Origin of the sequence: Celeribacter litoreus (genome assembly GCF_020165855.1) — a bacterium.
GTDB classification, from domain to species: Bacteria; Pseudomonadota; Alphaproteobacteria; order Rhodobacterales; family Rhodobacteraceae; genus Celeribacter; species Celeribacter litoreus.
The window spans coordinates 503,946-526,319 of sequence record NZ_JAIUFY010000005.1; the positions used below are offsets into that span (position 1 = coordinate 503,946).

A 22,374-nucleotide genomic window follows, 5' to 3' on the forward strand; every position below is an offset into this window, starting at 1 on the left:
CATGACACGCTTTGCTGCCCCCATCGCCGAACAGATTTGGGATATGAAATACCGTCTCAAGGACGCTGATGGAACGGCGCAGGATTTGTCTGTTGAGGATAGCTGGCGCCGCGTGGCGCGCTCGCTCGCTGCCGTCGAAAAAGATTCGGCTGCTTGGGAGGAAAAGTTCTACCACGCGCTCGAAGATTTCAAATTCCTTCCGGCTGGTCGTATCCTCGCTGGGGCTGGCACAGGCCGCGCCGTGACGCTGTTCAACTGCTTCGTGATGGGCACGATCCCTGACAGCATGGGCGGCATCTTCGACATGCTGAAAGAAGCAGCCCTTACCATGCAACAGGGCGGCGGGATCGGCTATGATTTCTCGACCATCCGTCCGAAAGGCGCCGATGTGAAAGGTGTCGCTGCAGACGCCTCCGGCCCGCTGAGCTTCATGGATGTTTGGGACGCGATGTGCCGGACGATCATGTCCGCAGGTTCGCGTCGCGGTGCGATGATGGCGACCATGCGCTGCGATCACCCGGATATCGAAAAGTTCATCGAGGCCAAACAGGACGCAGCTCGTCTGCGCATGTTCAACCTCTCTGTTCTCGTGACTGATGACTTCATGGAGGCGGTGAAAGCCGACGGTCCGTGGGAACTCAAATTCGACGGCAAAGTCTATCACACCGTCGATGCCCGTGATCTTTGGAACAAGATCATGAAAGGCACCTACGAATACGCCGAGCCGGGTGTGATCTTCATCGACCGCATCAACAAGATGAACAACCTCGCCTATTGCGAGACCATCGCGGCAACGAACCCCTGTGGAGAGCAACCGCTGCCGCCGTATGGCGCCTGCCTGCTTGGGTCGATCAACCTCGCGACGCTCGTGTCCAATCCGTTCGAGAAGAATGCGAAGATGGATGAGGAGAAGCTCTCCGAACTCGTCGCGACCGCTGTGCGCATGATGGACAACGTGGTCGACGCATCGCGTTTCCCGCTCGAGCAGCAGGCACAAGAAGCCGCCGCCAAGCGCCGTATCGGTCTGGGCGTGACGGGGCTTGCCGACGCGCTTCTGATGATCGGCGAGCGCTATGGCTCCGTCGAAGCGGCTGCGATGACTGAGAAATGGCTCAAGATGATCGCGCGCGCATCTTATCTCGCCTCCTCTGAGTTGGCGAAAGAGAAGGGTGCCTTCCCGTTGTTCGATAAGGACAAGTATCTGGCCTCCGGATCGCTCAAAGAGATGGATCAAGATGTGAAAGATGCAATTTCAGAAAACGGAATTCGCAATGCTCTTTTGACATCTATCGCTCCTACGGGCACGATTTCTCTCTATGCAGGCAACGTATCCTCCGGGATTGAGCCGGTGTTTGCCTATGCTTACACCCGCAAGGTTCTTCAGAAAGACGGATCGCGGACCGAGGAAGAAGTTGTCGATTACGCCGTCAAACTCTTCCGCGAGAAATTCGGTGCGGATGCGGAACTGCCAGCGCACTTCGTGAACGCACAGACCCTCGCGCCGCTCGATCACGTTCGCATGCAGGCAGCCGCTCAAAAGTGGGTCGATAGCTCGATCTCCAAGACGATCAACTGCCCGGAAGACATCTCTTTCGACGATTTCAAAGACGTCTACATGGAAGCCTGGGACACCGGCTGTAAAGGCTGCACCACCTACCGTCCGAACGACGTAACTGGCTCTGTTCTGTCCGTCTCGGAAAGCTCTGAGAAAGCACCGGAGCAGGACGAGGGCGCAGAGGTCGTCTACCTGTCCGAGCCGCTCGACCGTCCGCAGCAGCTTGAGGGCAACACTTACAAACTCAAGTGGCCGGATTCGGAGCACGCGATCTATGTGACGATCAACGACATCGTGCATGGCGGGCATCGCCGTCCCTTCGAGATTTTCATCAACTCCAAGAACATGGAGCACTTCGCCTGGACCGTCGCGCTCACACGGATGATCTCTGCTGTGTTCCGTCGCGGCGGGGATGTGTCCTTCGTCGTGGAAGAGCTCAAAGCTGTGTTCGACCCGCGCGGTGGTGCCTGGATGAAAGGCAAGTACATCCCGTCCATCCTCGCGGCGATCGGTGGCGTGATTGAAACGCACCTCATCGAGACAGGCTTCATTGAAGGCGAAGGCATGGGTCTCAAAACTGACCCGCAGTCCGAGGTGGTCGCAGTCGGTGAAAAGCCGCGTGGCAAGGCCTGCCCGTCCTGTGGTCAGTATGACATGCGGATGGTCGAAGGGTGCATGACCTGCGCATCCTGCGGTCACTCGAAGTGCGGGTAATTTGACGCGATGAGCGTGGCCGAACATCGGCCTAGGGAATGAAAAAGGGCGGTGCCGAGAGGCGCCGCCCTTTGGTTTTGTGTGTCGCGTTAGAAAGCGACGAGCAATGCGCCCATGATTGCCGTGGCCACACATGCATAGCCCGCATCGATCAGAGTGCTGCGGTTTGCCTGTCCCTGCGCCAGATCACGAAGCCAGAGCCACGGTGAGATGAAGAACAGCCCGACGCCCATTCCGGCGATTAGGCCCAACGGGATGCCGGATGTCAGGCCGGAGACCATGTAAATATGGCGGAGGAAGCCGGCCACGAGGATCATGACTGGAAGAGCAACAGCTGCGACGAGACGCGGGCGCGTCGCGCGACCGGTTCCGAAGCGGTGATACCAGCCGAGGCCAGCCAGCCATGCGACGATGCCAGCGGCGAACACGTTTAAAAGTCCCATGAAAGTCTCCGTGGTGAGGTGGTGCGATCGTTGCCGATCCCCCAAGCTTTTCCGGGGTTTCCGGATGAGGTCAAGTTATTCGCCTTCGGGGAAGTCTGCCGCCAGCGTCAGATCTTTCACCGCTTCGAATTGTTCTTTCAATTCTTCGAGACGCGCGGAAAGCGCGCTGTAGGAATAGGACCCGAGCGGAAGGCGGAGTGGCGGCTCTGATTGCGCGGCGACGTCGATCATGATGCGGGCTGCGCGCTCCGGATCGCCGCGTTGGCTGCCGGAGTCCTCATGCAGAATCTCGCGCAATCTCCCTGCGGTTTCGGCGTAATCGTCGATGACGGTTTTCGGGTCAGCGGCAGATCGTCCGGCCCAATCGGTGCGGAAGCCTGAGGGTTCTACAATTGTGACTTTGATGCCAAGTGGTGCTGTCTCTTTCGCGAGCGCTTCGGAGAGCGCTTCGACCGCGAACTTCGTGGCGCAATAGTAGCCGAGGCCGGGGTGTGAGGTCAGCCCGCCCATCGACGACAGCGTGAAGATATGCCCTGCACCGCGCGCGCGCATTCCGGGCAGCACGCGACGTGTGACGGCGGCGAGGCCGAACACGTTGGTCTCAAACTGGCGGCGGATTTCATCGTCCTCGCCTTCTTCAATCGCAGCGAAGTAGCCGAAGCCTGCGTTGTTCACCAACACATCGATGCGACCAAAATGCTCTTCAGCGCGGCCAACGGCGGTGTCGATCTGCGCCGCATCATTCACGTCGAGTGCGAGCGGCAGCGCGATGTCCTCACGCCCTTTAACGAGGTCGGCAATGCTATCGGCGAGGGCAGGGGTCGCCAGCGTCGTCGTGACAAGAGCGGCTGCGAGGTAGGAGGTCTTCATGGTCATGTCCAACTAGTGGAAGTGATAAGTGACGCCGGTGCGCTCTGCGGAAATTTCCCAGAGAGCAGCGGCAAGGTCGGGATCGCGGGCGAGGGCTTTCGGCTCGACCCGTTCAGGGTAGCCGCGCATCTGGCCGAGTTTGGTTGGGCCGAAGAAGTCGCCGGTCTGCGCATCCGGATCCGTTGCGGCCCGCAGAGGCGACAGCACACCTTGTGCGAGGGGCATGCCCATTAGCGGGTTCAAAAAGCGCGCAATGCCGGAGTGACGTTGGAGGTCGGTGCGGGTCCAGCCGGGGTGGGCGGCGACAACTTTCGGGCCGTTGGAGCCGAGACGACGCACCAGTTCGTATGCGAAGAGCAGATTGGCGATCTTGCTGTCGCCATAGGCCTTCCAAGCGTTGTACTTGCGACGTGTCCAGTCGAGATCAGACAAATCAGGATCTCCCTGTTTATGCGCGATGCTGGAAGTCACGGTAATGCGTGCTCCCGGAGTTTTCCGCAGCAGCGGCAGCAGCAGACCGGTTAGCGCGAAAGTGCCGAAATGGTTGGTGCCCATCTGCAACTCGAACCCGTCTTCCGTGTGGCCGTAAGGGGGCACCATGACGCCCGCGTTGTTCACGAGAACGTCGAGCGTGGAGAGTTCGGTCATCACGCCGCATGCAAACCTGTTGATCGACGTCAGGCTCGCGAGGTCCAGTTCCCGCACGATGATCTGGGCGCCCGGTGTCGCCTCTCGGATGTCTTTTGCGACAGCTTGCGCCTTGCTTATGTTGCGCACGCCAAAAACCAGCGCGGCCCCTTTACGCGCCAGCATCTCTGCTTCTGCGCGTCCAAGTCCGGAGGTCGCGCCTGTGATCAGGATGCATTTGCCGGTGAGGTCTGGGATGTCGGCATCGGTCCATTGGATGTGGGCCATCTCTTAGGTCCTTTTGATTTGCGAGCGTGCCGTCTAGCGTGGCGCAAACGGCGCGAGGCTGGTGTTTTCGGCGGCGTTGTTTTATAACTGACTTATGGTCATATAAATAATGACCATCGGTCAGTTATCAAGAGAAATTCGCAACCTGTGAGGAGAAAACTGTTATGTCCCTGCCAGATAACAGGAAACGGGCGCGCTCTGATGATGAGAAAGAAGCGCGCCGTCGCGCTATCCTTGCAGCGACTCGCGCGATGGTCGCGACTCAGGGGCTCGACGCTGTTACGATGAACGCCATCGCGAAAGAGGCGGGGGTCTCAAAGGGGACGCTGTACCTCTACGCGCGGACGAAAGAAGAATTGCTGCTCGCGCTCTTTGTCGATGCGATGGAAGAGGTCGTGTCCCGGATCGAGGCAACGGCAACACCAAAGACGCTCGCGGATGTGTTGGTGAATGCGCCTGCGGACGTGCCGCTGTTTCTGCCTCTTCTGGCGCGGCTCTTTACGGTGATCGAAGGCAATGTCGCCGAAGAACCGCTTTTCGCTGAGAAACGCCGGATGCGCGATATGGGGCTGCGTGTGGCGCAGGTGATCAGCGAGCAAACCGGTGCGCCACTCGACCGGACGCGGGAGGCAAGCATGGTGTTGATGCTGTCGATGCAGGGCGCCGCGCAATTCGACATTGCTGCCGGACGTGAGCCGGATGAGGTGCCGGACGATCTCGCGCATATGTTCGCCAAGGAACATTTCCGCACCTCTTACGGCATGGCGGTTCGTTTGGTGCTCAATGGTTTGAAATGACGCTCAGGCCTGTCCGGCCAAAACCTGCGCGCGGTCGCGCGAGGGTGGCAGTCCGAACAGGCGCGCGTATTCGCGGCTGAACTGCGAGGGGCTGACATAGCCGACGTCGAACCCCGCGCGGGCGATCTCTGTTCCGCCGAGGATCGCTCTCCGCGCCGCCTGAAGACGCAGAGTTTTCTGGTAGGTGAGCGGGCTCATTCCCGTCGCGGCCTTGAAATGGCGTCGAAAGCTTGCCTCGCTCATGCCTGCGCAACTGGCCATATCGCGGATCGGCACGGTCTCTGACAAATGTTCACGAATCCAGCCGAGCGCCCGACGCACTTGCGCGAGGCGCGGATCGGCGGCGACGATCTGGTGCAACGCAGGCGCCTGCGGCCCCCGCAAAAGGCGCCAAAGAATCTCACGCCGGATCATGGGGCCGAGAATGGTGCGGTCATCGTCGCTTTGCAGCGAGAGAAGCCTGTCACAAGCCTCTGGAATGCCCTCTGGAACCGGACCCAAAGCATAACATTTCCCCTGTTGCGCCATGACCTGAGGGGCTTCCGCCAGCAGATCGGCCAGCGTCTCACGCGCAAGCGAAAGGCTAATGGCGAGGTAGGGTTCTGCAGTGGTGGCTTGCGTCAAGCGTCCCGTGACAGGCATGGCGATAGACCCAACAAAGCTCTGGCCCGGACGATAGGTCAGGATAGCCGAGCCGATCGTCACCTCCATCTCCCCTTGGAAAACGATGATCGCGACTGGGTCCAGAAAGAGCGCAAGAGGGCTCGATGTTGAGGTGGCCGAAAACAGCCCGACACCTTCGGTGAGTTCAACGGTCTCTCCCGCCTTGGCAATTGCCGCCGCGCGGGACGTCAGTGAGGGGCGATAATCAAGCATCTCGGCCTCTGTGTTGATCGGATCAGGCAAGTCTTCGCGCGAAACCACCGTAGTGATGTGAGGTGCGACTTCTAAATTTCAATCTATCACGGGCGGTTGTCGCCGCAAGTTGCGTGGGGTGTTGGGAGGGCATCGCGCGTGGCTTGTCCAAATTCGGCAAGCCGTCCACACGTTGTACAATACGGAGCAAAAAGAATGACTTCTCCCATCCGCGTAGGATTTATTGGCCTCAATCCGGACAGCAACTGGGCCGCAACGGCGCATATTCCCGCGCTGAAGGCGCTTTCTGACACGTTCGAAGTCGTCGGCGTCGCGAACAGCACGCCAGAAAGCGGAAAGCGCACGGCAGAGGCGCTTGGCCTTACCGCATATGACACGCCTGCTGATCTTGTCGTGTCAGCAGACATCGACGTTGTGGTCGTCACTGTGAAGGTGCCGTATCACTTTGAACTGGTGACACTCGCGCTCGAAGCCGGAAAGCACGTTTACTGCGAATGGCCTCTGGGCAACGGGTTGGTCGAGGCGCAGAAACTCGCGGCGCTTGCCGAAGAAAAGGGCGTCGTCGCCGTTGCTGGCACGCAGGCGCGTTGCGCACCGGAAGTCCTGCATCTCAAGAAGCTCATCGATGAGGGCTTTGTCGGTCAGGTGCTGTCGACGTCGATTGTCGGGACTGGTGGCAACTGGGCGGACAAGACGTCAGATGTCTACTACTACCTCTTCGACAAAGCGAATGGCGCGACCATGGAAGATATTCCGATGGGTCACACGCTCGCGGCTGTGCGGGATGTGTTGGGTGACTTCGGGGCGCTGAAGGCGACCAAGTTGCGCAACTTCGAAACCGTCGTGATTACTGACAAAGACGAAACCCGCCCTAAAACCGCCGCCGATCAGGTTATGGTTCAGGGCGCACTGGAGAGCGGTGCGGCATTGTCCGTGCATTACCGCGGTGGCACGACGAAGGGCACCAATTTCCTTTGGGAGATTAACGGGACCGAGGGCGTGATCCAAGTGACCGCAGGTCTTGGTCATGCGCAGATGGTGCAACTGACGATCACAGGTGCGCGTGGCGATGACGACCTTACCGAGCAGATGCCGGATGCGGCGGTTAATGAGGGGCTGCCGGAATTTCCGGGCGCTCGGAACGTCGCAGGTGTCTATCAGCGCATGGCGGAGGACATTCGGACCGGATCGCGCTCCGCGCCGAGCTTTGCCGATGCTGTCCGACTTCACGAGGTTCTGGAAGCCATCGACCAAGACGCGTCCTAAAAGAAAAGCGGCGCGCGAGTTGCCTCGCGCGCCGTCCACCGTCCCATGTGCGGTGGATTAGAGGAACTGGCCGTTGTCCACTTGGATCACTTGGCCGGAGACCGCGCGGCCCATCTCGGATGCGAGATAGAGAGCAGCGTAGGCCTGGTCGATCGGCTCGGTCCCCGGCACCGTCGTGTTGGTGTATTTGTCGGAGAATTCGAGCATCTCACCGCCACCTTCCTGTTCGCCTGCGGCCCAAGCGCGGGCTGCGTCGGTGTCGGTCACGCCCGGCGCAATCGCGTTACAGCGGATGTTCGTGCCGGACAAACGGATCGCGATGTTGAGCGTCATGGTGTTCAGGCCGCCTTTGGTCGTCGTATAGGCGACGCCGCAGATCGGTTTCGTGCCGTTCACGGAGGAGACGTTAATGATGCGGCCTTCGTTGCGCGGCATCATGTGATTGATGGCCTCACGCGCATAGCGGAACGGGCCTGCGAGGTTGATCTGCATGAGTTCGTCGAAGTGGTCGTCCGTGGTCTTCTCGACTGCGAACATCTCGCCGACGCCGGCGTTGTTCACGAGAATGTCGACCTGACCGAACTTTTCGATGGCTTCTTTGAAGACGCGCGGCGGAGCGTCACGATCTGCGCTGTCGGCCACGACGCCGATTGCGTTTCCGCCCTTCGCATTGATCTCTGCGACGGCCTTGTCGAGGCCCTCTTTGCCGCGTGCGGTCAAAATGACGTTGGCGCCTTCGTCAGAGAAAAGGTCTGCAATTGCATAGCCGATGCCTTTGCTTGCTCCGGTTACGATTGCGGTTTTGCCTTCCAGAAGCTTTTTCATGGCATATCCTTTCTTATCAATTGTCGCTGTGTGCGACTGTCTGATCAAAAAGATGGTTTGATGGCCGTCAGGGATTAGGCTGTTTCGATGCACGCCACTCATTACCCTAATTCATAAGTTGCGTTTCTTCCTTCAAAGCCAGTGGTTTGGGGTGCACATTCGCTATGCCGAGCCCGGGGCAGGCCGCTGTGTGGTTGCGTCCCTCCGATAGTCGAGATTCTCAAAAATGCGGTGGTTCGGAGAATTAGGCAAGAATTGCGCGGCAATGTTCTACCTCTCTCCGGAAGAGGTGCCTTATCTCATGCTCAACGCCGACGCAGATGTCAGCGACCTGTAAGAAAAGGACACACCATGGAACTTACTCAAGACTGGGACAAAACATTCCCGAAAAGCGACAAAGTAGACCACAAGAAGGTCACTTTCACCAACCGCTACGGCATCACGCTCGCCGGTGATCTCTACACCCCGAAAGCGGACGGCCCGTTCGCAGCAATCGCAATCAGCGGTCCGTTCGGTGCGGTAAAAGAGCAATCCTCCGGCCTGCACGCTCAAGTGCTCGCAGAGCGCGGCTTTGTCACCCTTGCATTCGACGCCTCCTACACCGGTGAGAGCGGTGGCGAACCCCGCAACCTCGCATCTCCCGAGATCAACACCGAAGACTTCAGTGCAGCTGTCGACTTCCTTGGCCTGCAAGACAATGTAGATCGTGAGCGTATCGGTATCCTTGGCATCTGTGGCTTCGGCGGCATGGGCCTGAATGCTGCTGCGGCCGACCCGCGTATCAAGGCAGTGGCCACCTCCACCATGTACGATATCAGCCGTATGATGTCGCAGGGCTATTTCGACAGCACCACGAAAGAGCAGCGCATCGAGGGCCGCAAGGCGCTGAACGAACTCCGTTGGGCTGACGCAGAATCCGGCACTCCGGCCTATGGTCCGACCGCGCTGCAGAACCTGCCGGAAGAGGCTCCGCAATTCGTCAAAGAATATGCGGCCTACTACACGGACGAAAACCGCGGCTTCCACGCACGTTCGGTGAACTCGAATGGCTCCTGGACGCTGACCACGCCGCTGTCCTTCATGAACATGCCGCTGCTGACCTACATCGACGAGATCGCGCCGCGTCCGGTCCTGTTGGTCCACGGTTCCGCAGCACACTCTCTCTACTTCAGCGAGACGGCTTTTGAGAACGCAGCAGAGCCGAAGGAACTGTTCATCGTTGAAGGTGCAACTCACACAGACCTCTACGACCAGATGGACAAGATCCCGTTCGACAAATTCACCAGCTTCTTCTCCGAGAACCTGTGATAAACTGGCGGGGCTGCTTTCGGGCGGCCCTGCGATCCCATTTGGACATTTGACCTATGAGCGACCTCGAGACCCGATTTGGACAAGAGCCACATGCCCGCTTGGCGGACATGATCGCGGCATGGTGCGGTGACGCGGAAGATGCCTCGACCCCGATTGACGGGTTGGCGTTTTTCCGGCGCACACGGCCGACCGAGCCGGATGTCTGTCTCGTGGAGCCTGCGTTGCTCGTCGTGGCGCAGGGGGCCAAGCAGATGCTCGTCGACGGTGCCCCGCATCGCTACGATCCGTCGGGCTTTCTCATCACGTCGCTCGAAATTCCCGGACAGACACAGATTATAGAGGCCAGTCCCGAGGCCCCGTGTCTTGGGCTCATGATGCGCCTCGATCAGCGCATGCTCGCCGAGATGGTCGCCCGCGATGTCATCCCGCCACGCCAGCGTCCGGACCGGAGAAGCGTCGCGGTCGGACAGGTGACGCCTGCTTTGATTTCACCGTTGGAGCGGCTTATCGGTCTCTTGGATGAACCCGAAGCGATTTCCTTTCTGGCCCCGCTCATCCTGCAAGAAATCCATTACCGCCTTCTCCTGAGTGATCAGGGTGGCCGTCTATGGTCCTTCGTTGCGGCAGGGAGCACGAACCAGCGTATTCTCTCGCTCGTGAATTGGATGAAACTGAACTACGCAGAGCCGCTACGCGTGGACGACCTCGCAGATCGGGCGCAGATGAGTGTTTCGACCTTCCATCAGCATTTCCGTGAACTGACAACCATGAGCCCGCTGCAGTATCAGAAGTGGCTGCGCCTGAACGAAGCGCGGCAGATGATGCTGAACGATCATCTGGACGCGGCGAGCGCCTCTTTCCGCGTGGGCTATGAAAGCCCGTCCCAATTCAGCCGCGAATACTCCCGCCTCTTCGGGAATCCGCCCAAACGCGACATCGAACAGTTGCGTCTCGAAGTGGCTGGTCGGCAGCCGCTCGCCATTGAGGGGCGCCGCTAGACGTCTCGTCCTGAGTCTCAAACGCACGACCATTTCTCTCATCGGTGCCCCGCAAACCTGTGTTTGCGGGGTTTTTCGTTGTCGATATTTTTGCGTGCGCGGCATCAACACCGATTATATTTAAAAATATCGTTTTTAATTGACATGAACGATTAATTGGTCGCATGTTCAGACCAAGATGTGCGCGCGGGATGCGTGGGAGACGTGCTTGGAGGCAGCGCTGGCTCGGGAACATCGATTAAAAGAGGAGAGCTTTGTGAGGGAGGGCGCGCCGCCTTTGGCCTCACAGGCAATAGGGATCATAGAGATGAGAGACGGGCTATTGAGCTTCACGCAAGAGGCGATGCATTTTATCGACGGAGAGTTCACCTCGGGAACATCCGGAAAGACCTTCGACAACATTTCGCCGGTGACGGGCAAAAAGATCGGGATCGTCCATGAGGGGTTGCAGCCCGAAGTCGACGCGGCGGTCAAAGCGGCGCGCGATGCTCTCCATGGTGACTGGGGCTACATGACGACGGCGGCGCGTGCCGAATTGCTCCATGCCGTGGCGGATGAGATCAACCGCAGGTTCGATGATTTCCTCGAGGCGGAAATCCTCGATACGGGTAAACCCAAAGGGCTCGCCTCACATGTCGATATCCCGCGTGGTGCAGCGAACTTCAAAATCTTTGCGGACCTTGTGAAGAACGTCCCGACAGAGAGCTTCATGCTCGACACGCCTGACGGTTTCGGCGCGGTGAACTACGGTGTGCGCAAGCCGAAGGGAGTGATTGCCGTGATTAGCCCATGGAACCTGCCGCTCCTGCTGATGACGTGGAAGGTTGGCCCTGCCTTGGCTGCGGGCAACACGGTGATCGTAAAGCCGTCGGAAGAAACGCCGCTCACAACCACGCTTCTCGGCGAAGTGATGAACACGGTGGGTGTGCCGAAAGGTGTGTTCAACGTGGTGCACGGCTTTGGTCCGGACAGCGCAGGTGCATTCCTCACCGCGCACCCCGATGTGGACGCCATCACCTTCACGGGCGAAACCCGCACAGGTGAGGTCATCATGCAATCTGCGGCTAAGGGGCTGCGTCAGGTCTCTATGGAATGCGGAGGAAAAAACGCGGGCATCGTGTTTGCGGACGCCGACATGGATAAAGCCATCGAGGGCACGCTCCGATCCGCCTTTGCGAACTGCGGTCAGGTTTGCCTCGGCACAGAGCGTGTCTATGTCGAGCGCCCGATCTTCGACGAGTTCGTGTCCCGCCTGAAGGCAGGCGTCGAGATGATGAAGCTCGGTCCGTCCGATGATCCGGAGACCTCCATGGGGCCGCTCATTTCGCAAGAGCACAAATCCAAGGTCATGTCCTACTACAAGCTCGCCGTCGAAGAGGGGGCGACCGTGATCACCGGTGGTGGGGAGCCGGAGATGCCGGACGCATTGAAGGGGGGCGCATGGGTCGAACCGACGATCTGGACGGGCCTCGCGGAAGATGCGCGCTGTATCAAAGAGGAAATCTTTGGTCCCGTTTGCCATATCGCGCCGTTCGACAGCGAAGAAGAGGTGATCAAGCTGGCGAACGATACGAAATACGGCCTCGCCACGGCGATCTGGACCGAGAACCTCACAAAGGCGCACCGCGTGGCGCGTCATATCGATGTGGGTCTCGTCTGGGTCAACTCGTGGTTCCTGCGCGATCTACGCACGGCCTTTGGTGGTTCGAAGGCCTCCGGCATCGGTCGCGAGGGCGGTGTGCATGGTCTCGAGTTTTACACCGAGCTGACCAATGTCTGTGTGAAACTCTGAGGGGCGGATAGATGACGAGCGAAGCAAGTATCCAAAAGGCTGCGGACCGGATCTGGCAGGCTTGGCAGAGCGGCGTGTCGGGTGCGCCTGTTCGGGACCTGATTGACGAGGGCGATGTCGCCGCCGCCTACGCGGTTCAAGAAATCAACACAAACCGGTGGTTGGAAGGTGACGAACGAGTGCTCTCCGGTCGCAAGATCGGCCTGACGTCCGTCGCGGTGCAAAAGCAACTGGGCGTCGATCAACCGGACTACGGGATGCTCTTTGCGGATATGGAATACATGGATGGCGAAGAAATCCCGCTGTCGGCTGTTCAGCAGCCGAAAGTTGAGGCGGAGATCGCCTATGTCGTCTCGGCTCCGTTGACGGGCAAACACCTGACGATGGTCGAACTCATCGGTTCTATCGGATACGCGTTACCGGCGCTCGAAATTGTCGGCTCCCGCGTCAAGGACTGGGACATCCGGATCACCGACACCGTCGCGGATAATGCGTCCTCAGGTGTCTATGTTCTCGGCCAGACGCCGAAGGGACTGAGCGACTTTGATCCCCGCCTGTGCGGCATGGTCATGACGAAGAACAACGAACCTGTCTCGGTCGGGGCCGGGGCCGCCTGTATGGGGTCACCGCTGAACGCGTCTCTCTGGCTCGCGCGAACGATGGCGGCTGCTGGCCGTCCGCTTGGTCCGGGGGATGTCATTCTTTCCGGGGCGCTCGGCCCATTTGTCACCGCCGCACCCGGCGATGTTTTCGAAGCCCGGATCAATGGTCTTGGGTCTGTTCGTGCAGCTTTCGCAAAGGAATAAGGTAATGGAAAAGATCAAATGTGCGATCATCGGGTCGGGCAATATCGGCACAGATCTGATGATCAAGATCATGCGCAACTCCAAGGTGCTTGAAATGGCGGCCATGGTCGGGATCGACCCCGCCTCCGATGGTCTCGCCCGTGCCGCGCGTCTGAACGTCGCGACCACGCATGAGGGGCTGGATGGTTTGCTGAAGCTGCCCGCGTACAAAGACATTCGGATCGTGTTCGATGCGACCTCGGCGGGGGCGCACAAACGGCATAACGACGTGCTGCAAAAAGATGGCAAGCAAGTGATCGACTTGACCCCCGCGGCGATTGGCCCTTTTGCGATCCCGCCGGTGAACCTCGATGCGCATCTCGATGCGATGAACGTGAACATGGTGACCTGCGGCGGTCAGGCGACAATCCCGATGGTGGCTGCTGTGAACCGCGTCTCTCCGGTGATCTACGGCGAAATCGTCGCGTCGGTGTCGTCGAAATCGGCGGGGCCGGGCACGCGTGCGAATATCGACGAATTTACCGAGACCACAGCCCATGCCATTGAAGTCGTCGGCGGTGCAAAACGCGGAAAGGCCATCGTCATTCTCAATCCGGCCGAACCGCCGGTCATCATGCGCGATACGGTGTATTGCCTTTGCGAAGATGCGGACCCGGAGGCGATCCGGAAATCGATCATGGAGATGGTCGCTGAAGTCCAGAGCTATGTCCCCGGCTACCGTCTCAAACAAGACGTCCAGTTCGAGCATTTCGGTGACAACAACCCGCTCTACATTCCGGAGAGTGGCGGCACCTTCACGGGGTTGAAGGTCTCCGTGTTCCTCGAGGTCGAAGGCGCTGCGCATTATCTGCCGGCCTACGCAGGCAATCTCGACATTATGACATCGGCGGCGATGAAGACCGCCGAGGCTCTCGTCCACAAGCGCAACTGGGTCGAGGAGGCCGCATAACATGACCAAGGTTTACATTCAGGACGTGACGCTTCGTGACGGCATGCATGCGATGCGTCACCAATACGATCTGGGCCATGTGCGCGCGATTGCGGAGGCGTTGGATGAGGCCGGTGTGGATGCGATTGAGGTGACACACGGCGACGGTGTTGCGGGGTCGACATTTAACTACGGGTTCGGACGACATACCGATGTCGAATGGATTTCCGAGGCGGCGAAAGTCGTTAAGCGCGCGAGGCTGACCTGTCTCTTGGTGCCGGGGATCGGGACGCTTGAGGATCTCAAGAAGGCGCATGATGCAGGCGTTGTTTCCGTTCGGGTTGCGACGCATTGCACGGAGGCTGACGTCGCCGCTCAACACATCGCTGCGGCCAAGGAGATGGGCATGGATGTGTCCGGCTTCCTCATGATGGCGCATATGAACCCGCCAGAGAATCTCGCGGAGCAGGCAAAGCTCATGGAAAGTTACGGTGCGGATTGCGTCTACTGCACGGATTCCGGCGGACGTCTGACGATGAGCGACGTGGCCGCGCGGATGGACGCCTACAAAGCGGTGCTCAAGCCGGAGACCCAGATCGGCGCGCATATGCATGAAAACCTCTCCCTGTCAGTCGCAAACTCTGTTGTCGCCGTGGAACACGGAGCGTTTCGCGTGGATGCCTCCCTCGCGGGGATGGGGGCAGGTGCCGGCAATACACCGATTGAGGCCTTTGCTGCCGTTGCAGATCTCTACGGCTGGGAGCATGGCTGTGATGTGTTCAAGCTTCAGGATGCCGCCGAAGACCTCGTGCGTCCGCTTCAAGACCGTCCGGTACGCGTGGATCGCGAGACCATGACGCTCGGCTATGCAGGGGTATATTCGTCCTTCCTGCGTCACGCAGAGCGCGCGGCGGATATGTATGGTCTCGATACGCGGGCCATCCTTGTTGAAATCGGAAAACGCCATATGGTCGGCGGGCAGGAAGACATGATCGTCGATGTTGCGCTCGACATGGTCAAAGCGAAAGAGGCTGCAGAATGATGGATTTGGCGAAGATCGCCGAGAGTGTAGATGAGGCGGCGCGGACAGCGACCGAAATCCCGCAGTTCTCGGACGAGAAACCACTCTCTGTCGAAGAGGCCTACGCCGTGCAGGCGCTGTCGATGCAGCGTCGTTACGCACGCGGTGAGAAACGTGTTGGCATCAAGATGGGCCTGACGTCGCGGGCGAAGATGATCCAAGTCGGCGTTTCCGATGTCGTTTGGGGGCGTCTGACCGATGGTATGCGCGAAGAAGAGGGCGGCGTCGTTTCGATGGCGAAATACGTCCATCCGCGTGTTGAGCCGGAGATAGCGTTTCTGATGAAGAAGCCTCTGTCTGGCGAGGTCTCCGCGTTGGAGGCGATGTCGGCGGTCGAGGCCGTGGCACCCGCACTCGAAATCATCGACAGCCGATACAAGGCGTTCAAGTTCGACGTCGGCGACGTGATTGCGGATAACTCGTCTTCGTCAGGTTTCGTGGTCGGCTCATGGCATAACCCCGAGACGGATATCTCGAACCTGGGCATGGTCCTGAATATCGATGGCCGCGCAGGAGAGATCGGCTCTTCTGCTGCCATTCTCGGGCATCCTGTGCGCTCGCTCGTCTCCGCCGCGCGGATGGTTGCGTCGGCGGGGGAGGAGTTGAAGGCCGGTGATATCGTGCTCGCGGGTGGCGCCACGGCGGCAATCCCGATGGCGGTGGGGCAGTCAGTTCTATTGGAGGTCGAGGGCCTCGGTCAGATCGGGTTCAAGGTCGGAGAATGAGCGATGCCGTTTATTGAAGTGACGCTCGTCGAAGGCCGCACGCCAGAGGCGAAGGCGCGACTGATCGAAAAGGTGACGGACGCAACCGTCGAAGCCATCGGTGCGCCGATTGAGGCGATCCGTGTCTGTATCCGCGAGGTCCCCAAAGAAAACTGGGGCGTCGCCGGAAAACAGAAGTTCGTCACGAAGGACTAGCGATCTAAAGAGGCGATCGGGCGTTCTGCGCCCGGTCGATGGCTTTTCTTAGTCAGACAAGTCGTGCTGTTCTATGAGGTCTGTGTAGGACTTCTCGATATGCGCCTCGATGCGCGCGACGCATGTTTCGACGTCGCCATCGATGGCCGCATCAAAAATGCCCTTATGCTCTTCCCGCACGTCCCGTCGCAGCGAATGGTCGCGCACGAGACGTCGGTGGTAGCGGTAGGAGTGCTGGTGCAGCGTCCGGCGGAACCGTTTGAGCCAAGCGTTGTCGCAATTCTGGACAAGGCAGTCATGGAAGTTCGCGTTCCATTCGTCCCAGTCGTTGGCGAATTCCGCTTTGTCCTGACCGATCAGGCGCTCTTCGATACGTGAGAGACGGTGATAGGCGGAGACGAGATCGGCCTCCCAGGCCTCGTCACGGTTCGCGAGAGATATGCGGAGCGCCTCAGCTTCGATCAGCTTCCGTGTGTCGGTGATGTCCCGAAAATCCTTGAGCGACAAAGGCGCGACCCGAAAACCGCGTTGTTGTTCCGAGCTGACGAGCGTGTCGATCAGCAAACGCGAGATGGCCTCGCGCATTGTGGACGTCGAAACACCGAACTCCTGACGCAGTTTGTCGACGTGCAGCCGCTCTCCAGGGGCGAGTTCGCCCGAGATGACCCGTTCCCGCAGCTTTTCATGGACCGTTTGGATGGCGGTCTTTTTGCTCGTCTCTGCGGAGCTTCCCGAAGTGGAATTTTCGCCCATGGGCAAGGAGTTCGGCATGTGTATACGGCCTTGGGTTCATGAATTAGTATTGCTTTCACTAGCATTGCCACTCCGCAATCAAAATGTCGAGGATGAGGCGCTTTTGACGGAAATAAAAAAATAAACGATTTTTATTTGACGTATCGTTTTTGTGTCGTAAGGTCTAATCGCGAGGAGGAGTCGTGACATGGCGAGGGGCCATCAGCGACCCAATAGTGGAGGAGATACTATGAAATACTGGCTTGCCGGCGCGATGAGTGCTGCGCTTTTGACAACCGCCGCGGTGGCGGAAGACAAAGTTGTGGAAATGAGCTTTTCACATGACTTGCCGACGCAGCACCCCCTGCATTCCCAGGGCTTTCAGGTCTGGGCCGACAGCATTCGCGAAGCCTCGAGCGGGACGCTCGACATCAGCTTTTTTCCGGCTGGTCAGCTCGGCAAGGCAGAGGACGAGTATGACATTGCCAAATTCGGCATAGCCGACTTTGTTTGGGCAAACCCGGGCCACACGCCTGGTCGTTTCCCGATCATGGCGCTGGGCGAATTGCCGTTCTTCATCAAATCCGGCCTCGGCGGCACCGAAGCTATGAACGAGTGGTATGCTGAGTACAAAGAGCAAGAGATGGGCGATGTGAAGTTCTGCGTCGTGCATCTGCACGATCCGGGCACGTTGCACTCCGCCGAGGAAATTCGCGTTCCGGCCGATATGAAAGGCATGACTATCCGTCCGGCAAACGGCACCATCGGTCGCCTCGTGCAGAGCATGGGTGGCTCTTCTGTTCAGGTTGGCCCGTCCGAGGCTCGTGAAGTGATCGAGCGCGGCGCCGCTGATGGCATTACCTTCCCGTGGCGGTCGATTTCGATCTTCGGCATGGACGATGTTGTCCATTACCATCCGGATATGCCGCTCTACGTGACAAATTTTATCATCGCGATGAACAAAGACCGTTACGAGAGCCTCTCAGAGCGCCAGCAGGCAGTTATCGATGATCACTGCTCGCCGCAGTGGGGTGCAAAGATTGCGTCAGGTTGGGTCGAGTTCGACAATGAGGGCAAACGTCTTTTCGAAGAAAGCCCGGATCATCACGTGCTTGCACTCTCGGACGAAGAGTTGACGGAATGGAAAGAGGCGTCTGCCTTCCTTCTCGATGACTGGAAAGCCTCTGTGACGGCCAAGGGACTCGACGCAGATGCGATCTACAACTCTTTTGTGGAGCGTCTCGAAGCTCATGACGCAAAGTTCTAAAACGAAAAGCGGAGCCTTCGGGCTCCGCACCATCTCCGGCTGGGTGGAAACCGCCGCAGCCTTTCTGATGGGGTTGGTCACCTTGCTGGCGTTCGGCTCAGCCGTCATGCGCTATGCATTCTCCGCGCCGATCCCTGACAGTCACGATATTGGTCGTTTGGCGCTCGGGGTTGCGATCTTCTGGGGCGTGGCGACGGTCAATTATACAGGCAGCCATATCGCAGTCGATCTTCTCTATGAGATGGCCGGCAAGGTGTTCCGTAAGGTGATGGACATGATCTCGACGACACTGGTGCTCATCTCGTTTGGAGTGCTGACCATGATGATGTCGAAGAATGCTCAGGATGTGTATGCGACGGGTGAGCATTCCTACGATTTGCGGTTCGAGATCTGGCCAGCCTATTGGCTCATGGTGATCGGAGCCGGACTTGCGACGCTCACGACGGCATTGCGGCTCTGGCTGATCCTGACAGGCAACACGCCGACGGCGCATGCGGACACTCAGGCCCGCGCCGTAGAAGAATAAAGATAAAGAGGTCAAAATGGATCGGGAAACCGTGATGATCGTGGGCTTTATTGCCCTGTTTCTCATGATGGCCATTCGCGTGCCGATTGCGATTGCTATGAGCCTTGTGGGCATCGGAGGCTTCGCGGCGGTTGTCGGCCCGTCGCAGGCGCTGCGCCTCGTCTCACTCTCACCGCTTTCAACAGCAACAACCTATCACCTCGGGATGATTCCGATGTTCATCCTGATGGGAGCTTTTGCGACCCGCTCTGGCATGAGCCACGAACTGTTCCGAGCGGCCGGTGCCTGGCTTGGTCATCGGCGCGGCGGGCTTGCTCTTTCGACGATTGCGTCCTGTGCAGGTTTCGCCGCCATCTCCGGGTCCTCCATCGCCACGGCTGCTACGCTCACCAAGGTTGCTTTGCCGGAGATGCGCCGGGTCGGATATTCGGATTCGGTGTCCTCTGGCGTCATTGCAGCGGGCGGCACCGTCGGCATCCTGATCCCGCCGTCGATCGTGCTCGCGGTCTACGGGATCATCACTGAGCAGGATATTGGCAAGCTGTTCATCGCGGGCCTCGTTCCGGGGCTGCTCGCCGTCGCCTTGTATATGCTCACCGTGACTGCGATCTCTTACATGCGTCCCGATGAAATGCCGGTGGGTGAAAAGCAAGGCTGGCCGGAGCGGTTCAGATCCCTGCGGGACGTGTGGGCGATTGCGCTTCTCTTCCTGTTGGTCGTCGGAGGCATCTACGCTGGTGTTGTGACGCCAACCGAGGCCGCTTCGCTCGGCGCAGTAGGCGCCCTCGTAATCGGTCTCGCGCGCCGCCGCCTGAACTGGGAAGATATCAAGTTCTGTCTCGTCGACAGTCTGCGGATTTCGATCTCGATCTTCTTCGTCTTCATTGGGGCGCTGCTATTCTCCTATTTCCTCGCGATCACCCGTGCACCGCAGCAGGTGGCGGAGTATCTGACGTCGCTACCGCTCGGGCCGCATGGGATTATGGTGCTGATCCTTATTCTCTATCTAGTGCTCGGATGTGTCCTCGACTCGATGGCGATGGTTGTGCTGACGGTTCCGATCCTGTTTCCCGTGGTAACCGGTCTCGGGTTTGATCCGATCTGGTTCGGTGTGATGGTCGTCATGGCAATCGAACTTGGCCTGATCACGCCGCCTATTGGGATGAACGTCTTCGTCATCAATTCGGTGGAAAGGGATATCGGTCTGACAACCATCTACCGTGGTCTCGTGCCGTTCATCGCCATCGATATCGTGCGGATTGGTCTCTTGCTGGTGTTCCCGTCGATTGCGCTGTGGCTGCCGAGTTTGATGTAGCGAGTATCTGAAGGTGACAAGTTGAGAGGGCTTCCGTGAGAGCGGGAGCCCTTTTATACACCGCGTAACGAGCGGAGCCTTTGATCATGAGCACAGCGACACCAGCCACCCGTTTTCTCGATTCTGCGGGCGTCTCATACGAGATTTTCGAATATGAGTATGGCGGCGGGGAGGGGCCGATTGGTCTTCACGCGGCTGCGTCGATCGGCTGGCCGCCAGAACGCGTGCTCAAGACGCTGATGGTCGAACTGGATGGCAAGCCTGCTTGTGCTGTGATCCCGTCAAACGCATCGCTGTCGATGAAAAAGCTCGCGAAAGCTCTGGGCGGGAAGTCCGCGCAGATGATGGAGCCTGCAAAGGCCGAGCGGCTCACAGGGTTTCATACCGGCGGGATCAGCCCGTTTGGGCAGAAACGGCGTGTGCCCATTGTGATTGATGCGAGCGGGGTGCCCGCGCATGGGCAGGTCGTGATCAACGGCGGAAAACGTGGGATGATGGTCGTGCTTTTGGTCGATGCGGCCATTTCGGCACTCGGTGCGACCGCTGCCGAGGTGTGTGCGGAGGCAAAGTAGGGCGGTCTTTGCGGTCCTTGTCGTCAAGGTCGCCGAATTTGGCTCCGGAGCGCTTGACTCTGTCTTTCCCCGCTGTATAAGCCCGCCATCCGGTGTGCAGAAATGTGCGCCGGTTGACTATTTGGTGTTGGTGGCCCCCGCAAGGGGATGACCTGTCGCCCGAGGGAAGAAGCCCGACGGAAAGGACAGCACCTTTCATACAAACTGAAAGGATCCAGATCGTGACCAAACGCACGTCTGCCAAGTACAAAATCGACCGCCGCATGGGCGAAAACATCTGGGGCCGTCCGAAGTCCCCGGTTAACCGTCGTGAATACGGCCCGGGCCAGCACGGTCAGCGCCGCAAGGGCAAGCTCTCCGACTTCGGTCTGCAGCTCCGCGCCAAGCAAAAACTCAAAGGTCACTACGGCGATCTCACCGAGAAACAGTTCCGTCGCATCTTCGCTGACGCTGAGCGTATGAAAGGTGATACCGGCGAGAACCTCATCGGTCTGCTCGAGTCCCGTCTGGACGCTGTCGTGTACCGTGCGAAATTCGTTCCGACCGTGTTCGCGGCACGTCAGTTCGTGAACCACGGCCACGTTCTCGTGAACGGCCAGCGCGTCAACATCCCGTCCTACCGCGTGAAAGAGGGTGACGTTGTTGAAGTTCGTGCGAAGTCCAAGCAACTCGCAATCGTTCTCGAAGCTGCTCAACTGACCGAGCGTGATGTTCCTGACTACATCGACGCCGACCACTCCAAGATGACCGCAACCTTCGTTCGCACTCCGGGCCTCTCTGACGTCCCGTTCGCTGTGCAGATGGAACCGAACCTCGTCATCGAATTCTACGCTCAGAACTAAGTCTGAGCCGAAAATCGAAGAATTACGAAAGGCCGCCCAAGTGGGCGGCCTTTTTCGTGTTGTTGTGTGGTGTCGTTAGAAGAGGGCGAGCGACTCCACATACCGGTCGAACGAGGTGCCCGTGACGTCGGGCACAGAACGCGACAGCCGCGACAGGCGATCATCGAACTCACGCATGCCTTCGCGCAGTGAGATCATCTCTTGGTCGAGGGTAACATCGTCGTAAATGCGTCCGCCGTCGATTGCGCCGAGATGGACATCGGATGCCACCGTGCCGAAATCGAGGTTCGTGTCTGCTTCGGCACGCGCAATCTTTAGGAACAAACTGTCGCCGCGCTCTGACATGTCTTCGTTGAAGGCGACGAGATGCTGGTCGAGCGACATGCCGCCGCTGATTGGCCATCCGAAGCTGTTGAGTTCAAACTCGGACCGGTCGAGTGGCGTGCGCGCACTTGCAAGCGCGACCTCTGCGAAGTCGCCGGACGGGGCCTCATGGAGCGAAGCCATCATATCGCTCTGGGCCTGCTTGGTTGCGACGAACTCATTAAGCGCGGCCATCGCGTGGTCGAGCGTGTGTCCGTCCATTGCGACTGGCCCCGTCCATCCGTCCGTCAAAACACCCTGTGCGGTGGCTCCGATCGGTGCCGCGATCAACGTGACAGCGGTGCCCAAGCCGAAGATGTGGTGTTTGAATTTGCGTGAATATCTGCGTTTCATCTGGTGTCCTCCCGTACCTCAGATGTGAGATTTAAGACCAAAGTATAACATTAAGTCCGAGTCGGACCTAATTTTTGGGGTCGTAGATGATTTCGTGAGGTCTCTGAAATTGACGAAATCCTCTGAAAAAACGCGCTTATTCTGGTGCTCCTAAAGGGTGAAATTCCGGCGCACTTCACGCAGCAGAGCACCCAATTGACGCGCGGAGGCAACAAAAGCGCGGGGAGGGCATGAGAGCCTATTCTCTTCTCTGGTCATGGGCGCAGCAGGGCGCTAAGAGTGGCGGGCAAATCTAGGACGAGTGGA

At 58.8% G+C, this 22,374-nt stretch carries 23 protein-coding genes; 16 read left to right on the top strand and 7 right to left on the bottom strand.

Annotated features, from left to right (window positions below; translation table 11 throughout):
• Position 1 precedes the first annotated feature (1 nt).
• Entirely contained in the window at positions 2-2,269 is a 2,268-nt protein-coding gene (locus LA304_RS04395; protein WP_224501905.1) for an adenosylcobalamin-dependent ribonucleoside-diphosphate reductase, read from the top strand.
• An 89-nt stretch (positions 2,270-2,358) separates the two neighbouring features.
• Here LA304_RS04395 and LA304_RS04400 read toward each other — a convergent pair whose 3' ends face one another.
• The 3 genes from LA304_RS04400 to LA304_RS04410 all read right to left on the bottom strand — a co-directional run bounded on the left by LA304_RS04400 (position 2,359) and on the right by LA304_RS04410 (position 4,497).
• Positions 2,359-2,712: a DUF1761 domain-containing protein gene (locus LA304_RS04400; protein ID WP_224501906.1), complete on the bottom strand. Its 354-nt coding sequence runs from the start codon at positions 2,710-2,712 to the stop codon at positions 2,359-2,361.
• A gap of 75 nt (positions 2,713-2,787) precedes the next feature.
• Positions 2,788-3,588, bottom strand: a complete 801-nt coding sequence (locus LA304_RS04405) for an oxidoreductase (RefSeq protein WP_224501907.1) — start codon at positions 3,586-3,588, stop codon at positions 2,788-2,790.
• 6 nt (positions 3,589-3,594) lie between these two features.
• Positions 3,595-4,497, bottom strand: coding sequence for an oxidoreductase (locus LA304_RS04410; RefSeq protein ID WP_224501908.1), 903 nt, complete (start codon positions 4,495-4,497; stop codon positions 3,595-3,597).
• A gap of 164 nt (positions 4,498-4,661) precedes the next feature.
• Between LA304_RS04410 and LA304_RS04415 the strand changes: the two genes are divergently transcribed.
• Positions 4,662-5,294, top strand: a complete 633-nt coding sequence (locus LA304_RS04415; protein WP_224501909.1) for a TetR/AcrR family transcriptional regulator — start codon at positions 4,662-4,664, stop codon at positions 5,292-5,294.
• A 3-nt stretch (positions 5,295-5,297) separates the two neighbouring features.
• On the opposite strand, the gene LA304_RS04420 is transcribed toward LA304_RS04415, so the two are convergent.
• A complete protein-coding gene (locus tag LA304_RS04420; RefSeq protein ID WP_224501910.1) occupies positions 5,298-6,200 on the bottom strand; it encodes an AraC family transcriptional regulator in 903 nt (300 codons plus the stop codon).
• 165 nt (positions 6,201-6,365) lie between these two features.
• Here LA304_RS04420 and LA304_RS04425 point away from each other — a divergent pair, with 165 nt between their 5' ends.
• Positions 6,366-7,436 carry a Gfo/Idh/MocA family protein gene (locus LA304_RS04425; RefSeq protein ID WP_224501911.1) on the top strand — a complete coding sequence of 357 codons (1,071 nt, stop codon included), beginning with the start codon at positions 6,366-6,368 and terminating at the stop codon, positions 7,434-7,436.
• 57 nt (positions 7,437-7,493) lie between these two features.
• On the opposite strand, the gene LA304_RS04430 is transcribed toward LA304_RS04425, so the two are convergent.
• Positions 7,494-8,261, bottom strand: a complete 768-nt coding sequence (locus LA304_RS04430; protein ID WP_224501912.1) for an SDR family NAD(P)-dependent oxidoreductase — start codon at positions 8,259-8,261, stop codon at positions 7,494-7,496.
• A gap of 351 nt (positions 8,262-8,612) precedes the next feature.
• Between LA304_RS04430 and LA304_RS04435 the strand changes: the two genes are divergently transcribed.
• From LA304_RS04435 to LA304_RS04470, 8 genes are all read left to right on the top strand, one after another.
• On the top strand, positions 8,613-9,569 hold the full coding sequence (locus LA304_RS04435) for an alpha/beta hydrolase (protein WP_224501913.1): 957 nt from the start codon (positions 8,613-8,615) through the stop codon (positions 9,567-9,569).
• Between the two features lie 56 nt (positions 9,570-9,625).
• A complete protein-coding gene (locus tag LA304_RS04440) occupies positions 9,626-10,570 on the top strand; it encodes an AraC family transcriptional regulator (RefSeq protein ID WP_224501914.1) in 945 nt (314 codons plus the stop codon).
• Positions 10,571-10,877: 307 nt separating this feature from the next.
• Positions 10,878-12,362, top strand: coding sequence for a 2-hydroxymuconic semialdehyde dehydrogenase (locus LA304_RS04445; protein WP_224501915.1), 1,485 nt, complete (start codon positions 10,878-10,880; stop codon positions 12,360-12,362).
• An 11-nt stretch (positions 12,363-12,373) separates the two neighbouring features.
• Positions 12,374-13,168, top strand: a complete 795-nt coding sequence (locus tag LA304_RS04450) for a 2-keto-4-pentenoate hydratase (RefSeq protein WP_224501916.1) — start codon at positions 12,374-12,376, stop codon at positions 13,166-13,168.
• 4 nt (positions 13,169-13,172) lie between these two features.
• A complete protein-coding gene (locus LA304_RS04455) occupies positions 13,173-14,117 on the top strand; it encodes an acetaldehyde dehydrogenase (acetylating) (RefSeq protein WP_224501917.1) in 945 nt (314 codons plus the stop codon).
• Between the two features lies 1 nt (position 14,118).
• Positions 14,119-15,138, top strand: a complete 1,020-nt coding sequence (gene dmpG, locus LA304_RS04460) for a 4-hydroxy-2-oxovalerate aldolase (protein ID WP_224501918.1) — start codon at positions 14,119-14,121, stop codon at positions 15,136-15,138.
• Entirely contained in the window at positions 15,135-15,902 is a 768-nt protein-coding gene (locus LA304_RS04465) for a 2-keto-4-pentenoate hydratase (RefSeq protein WP_224501919.1), read from the top strand. Before dmpG ends, LA304_RS04465 begins: the two co-directional genes overlap by 4 nt.
• Before the next feature lie 3 nt (positions 15,903-15,905).
• Complete coding sequence (locus LA304_RS04470; RefSeq protein WP_224501920.1) at positions 15,906-16,097, top strand: 2-hydroxymuconate tautomerase; 192 nt, start codon at positions 15,906-15,908, stop codon at positions 16,095-16,097.
• A 48-nt stretch (positions 16,098-16,145) separates the two neighbouring features.
• On the opposite strand, the gene LA304_RS04475 is transcribed toward LA304_RS04470, so the two are convergent.
• Positions 16,146-16,868, bottom strand: coding sequence for a GntR family transcriptional regulator (locus tag LA304_RS04475; protein ID WP_224501921.1), 723 nt, complete (start codon positions 16,866-16,868; stop codon positions 16,146-16,148).
• A gap of 211 nt (positions 16,869-17,079) precedes the next feature.
• Between LA304_RS04475 and LA304_RS04480 the strand changes: the two genes are divergently transcribed.
• From LA304_RS04480 to rpsD, 5 genes are all read left to right on the top strand, one after another.
• Positions 17,080-18,096, top strand: a complete 1,017-nt coding sequence (locus LA304_RS04480) for a TRAP transporter substrate-binding protein (protein WP_224501922.1) — start codon at positions 17,080-17,082, stop codon at positions 18,094-18,096.
• Positions 18,080-18,622, top strand: a complete 543-nt coding sequence (locus tag LA304_RS04485; protein WP_224501923.1) for a TRAP transporter small permease — start codon at positions 18,080-18,082, stop codon at positions 18,620-18,622. Before LA304_RS04480 ends, LA304_RS04485 begins: the two co-directional genes overlap by 17 nt.
• Before the next feature lie 16 nt (positions 18,623-18,638).
• A complete protein-coding gene (locus LA304_RS04490) occupies positions 18,639-19,937 on the top strand; it encodes a TRAP transporter large permease (protein ID WP_224501924.1) in 1,299 nt (432 codons plus the stop codon).
• 86 nt (positions 19,938-20,023) lie between these two features.
• The gene (locus tag LA304_RS04495) at positions 20,024-20,509 is read left to right on the top strand and encodes an aminoacyl-tRNA deacylase (RefSeq protein WP_224501925.1); all 486 of its coding nucleotides are present in this window, start codon (positions 20,024-20,026) and stop codon (positions 20,507-20,509) included.
• Between the two features lie 221 nt (positions 20,510-20,730).
• Entirely contained in the window at positions 20,731-21,351 is a 621-nt protein-coding gene (rpsD, locus tag LA304_RS04500) for a 30S ribosomal protein S4 (RefSeq protein ID WP_224501926.1), read from the top strand.
• A gap of 75 nt (positions 21,352-21,426) precedes the next feature.
• Here rpsD and LA304_RS04505 read toward each other — a convergent pair whose 3' ends face one another.
• Positions 21,427-22,068: a hypothetical protein gene (locus tag LA304_RS04505; protein WP_224501927.1), complete on the bottom strand. Its 642-nt coding sequence runs from the start codon at positions 22,066-22,068 to the stop codon at positions 21,427-21,429.
• Between the last annotated feature and the right edge of the window lie 306 nt (positions 22,069-22,374).

What these genes read in the sequence shown, in the direction of transcription:
- LA304_RS04505 (WP_224501927.1), bottom strand. Translation starts at nt 22,068, where the DNA reads ATGAAACGCAGATATTCACGCAAATTCAAACACCACATCTTCGGCTTG.
- LA304_RS04455 (WP_224501917.1), top strand. Translation starts at nt 13,173, where the DNA reads ATGGAAAAGATCAAATGTGCGATCATCGGGTCGGGCAATATCGGCACA.
- LA304_RS04440 (WP_224501914.1), top strand. Translation starts at nt 9,626, where the DNA reads ATGAGCGACCTCGAGACCCGATTTGGACAAGAGCCACATGCCCGCTTG.
- dmpG (WP_224501918.1), top strand. Translation starts at nt 14,119, where the DNA reads ATGACCAAGGTTTACATTCAGGACGTGACGCTTCGTGACGGCATGCAT.
- LA304_RS04480 (WP_224501922.1), top strand. Translation starts at nt 17,080, where the DNA reads ATGAAATACTGGCTTGCCGGCGCGATGAGTGCTGCGCTTTTGACAACC.
- LA304_RS04465 (WP_224501919.1), top strand. Translation starts at nt 15,135, where the DNA reads ATGATGGATTTGGCGAAGATCGCCGAGAGTGTAGATGAGGCGGCGCGG.
- LA304_RS04425 (WP_224501911.1), top strand. Translation starts at nt 6,366, where the DNA reads ATGACTTCTCCCATCCGCGTAGGATTTATTGGCCTCAATCCGGACAGC.
- LA304_RS04415 (WP_224501909.1), top strand. Translation starts at nt 4,662, where the DNA reads ATGTCCCTGCCAGATAACAGGAAACGGGCGCGCTCTGATGATGAGAAA.
- LA304_RS04495 (WP_224501925.1), top strand. Translation starts at nt 20,024, where the DNA reads ATGAGCACAGCGACACCAGCCACCCGTTTTCTCGATTCTGCGGGCGTC.
- LA304_RS04410 (WP_224501908.1), bottom strand. Translation starts at nt 4,497, where the DNA reads ATGGCCCACATCCAATGGACCGATGCCGACATCCCAGACCTCACCGGC.
- LA304_RS04485 (WP_224501923.1), top strand. Translation starts at nt 18,080, where the DNA reads ATGACGCAAAGTTCTAAAACGAAAAGCGGAGCCTTCGGGCTCCGCACC.
- LA304_RS04405 (WP_224501907.1), bottom strand. Translation starts at nt 3,588, where the DNA reads ATGACCATGAAGACCTCCTACCTCGCAGCCGCTCTTGTCACGACGACG.
- LA304_RS04450 (WP_224501916.1), top strand. Translation starts at nt 12,374, where the DNA reads ATGACGAGCGAAGCAAGTATCCAAAAGGCTGCGGACCGGATCTGGCAG.
- LA304_RS04435 (WP_224501913.1), top strand. Translation starts at nt 8,613, where the DNA reads ATGGAACTTACTCAAGACTGGGACAAAACATTCCCGAAAAGCGACAAA.
- LA304_RS04475 (WP_224501921.1), bottom strand. Translation starts at nt 16,868, where the DNA reads ATGCCGAACTCCTTGCCCATGGGCGAAAATTCCACTTCGGGAAGCTCC.
- LA304_RS04445 (WP_224501915.1), top strand. Translation starts at nt 10,878, where the DNA reads ATGAGAGACGGGCTATTGAGCTTCACGCAAGAGGCGATGCATTTTATC.
- LA304_RS04490 (WP_224501924.1), top strand. Translation starts at nt 18,639, where the DNA reads ATGGATCGGGAAACCGTGATGATCGTGGGCTTTATTGCCCTGTTTCTC.
- LA304_RS04470 (WP_224501920.1), top strand. Translation starts at nt 15,906, where the DNA reads ATGCCGTTTATTGAAGTGACGCTCGTCGAAGGCCGCACGCCAGAGGCG.
- LA304_RS04430 (WP_224501912.1), bottom strand. Translation starts at nt 8,261, where the DNA reads ATGAAAAAGCTTCTGGAAGGCAAAACCGCAATCGTAACCGGAGCAAGC.
- LA304_RS04395 (WP_224501905.1), top strand. Translation starts at nt 2, where the DNA reads ATGACACGCTTTGCTGCCCCCATCGCCGAACAGATTTGGGATATGAAA.
- LA304_RS04400 (WP_224501906.1), bottom strand. Translation starts at nt 2,712, where the DNA reads ATGGGACTTTTAAACGTGTTCGCCGCTGGCATCGTCGCATGGCTGGCT.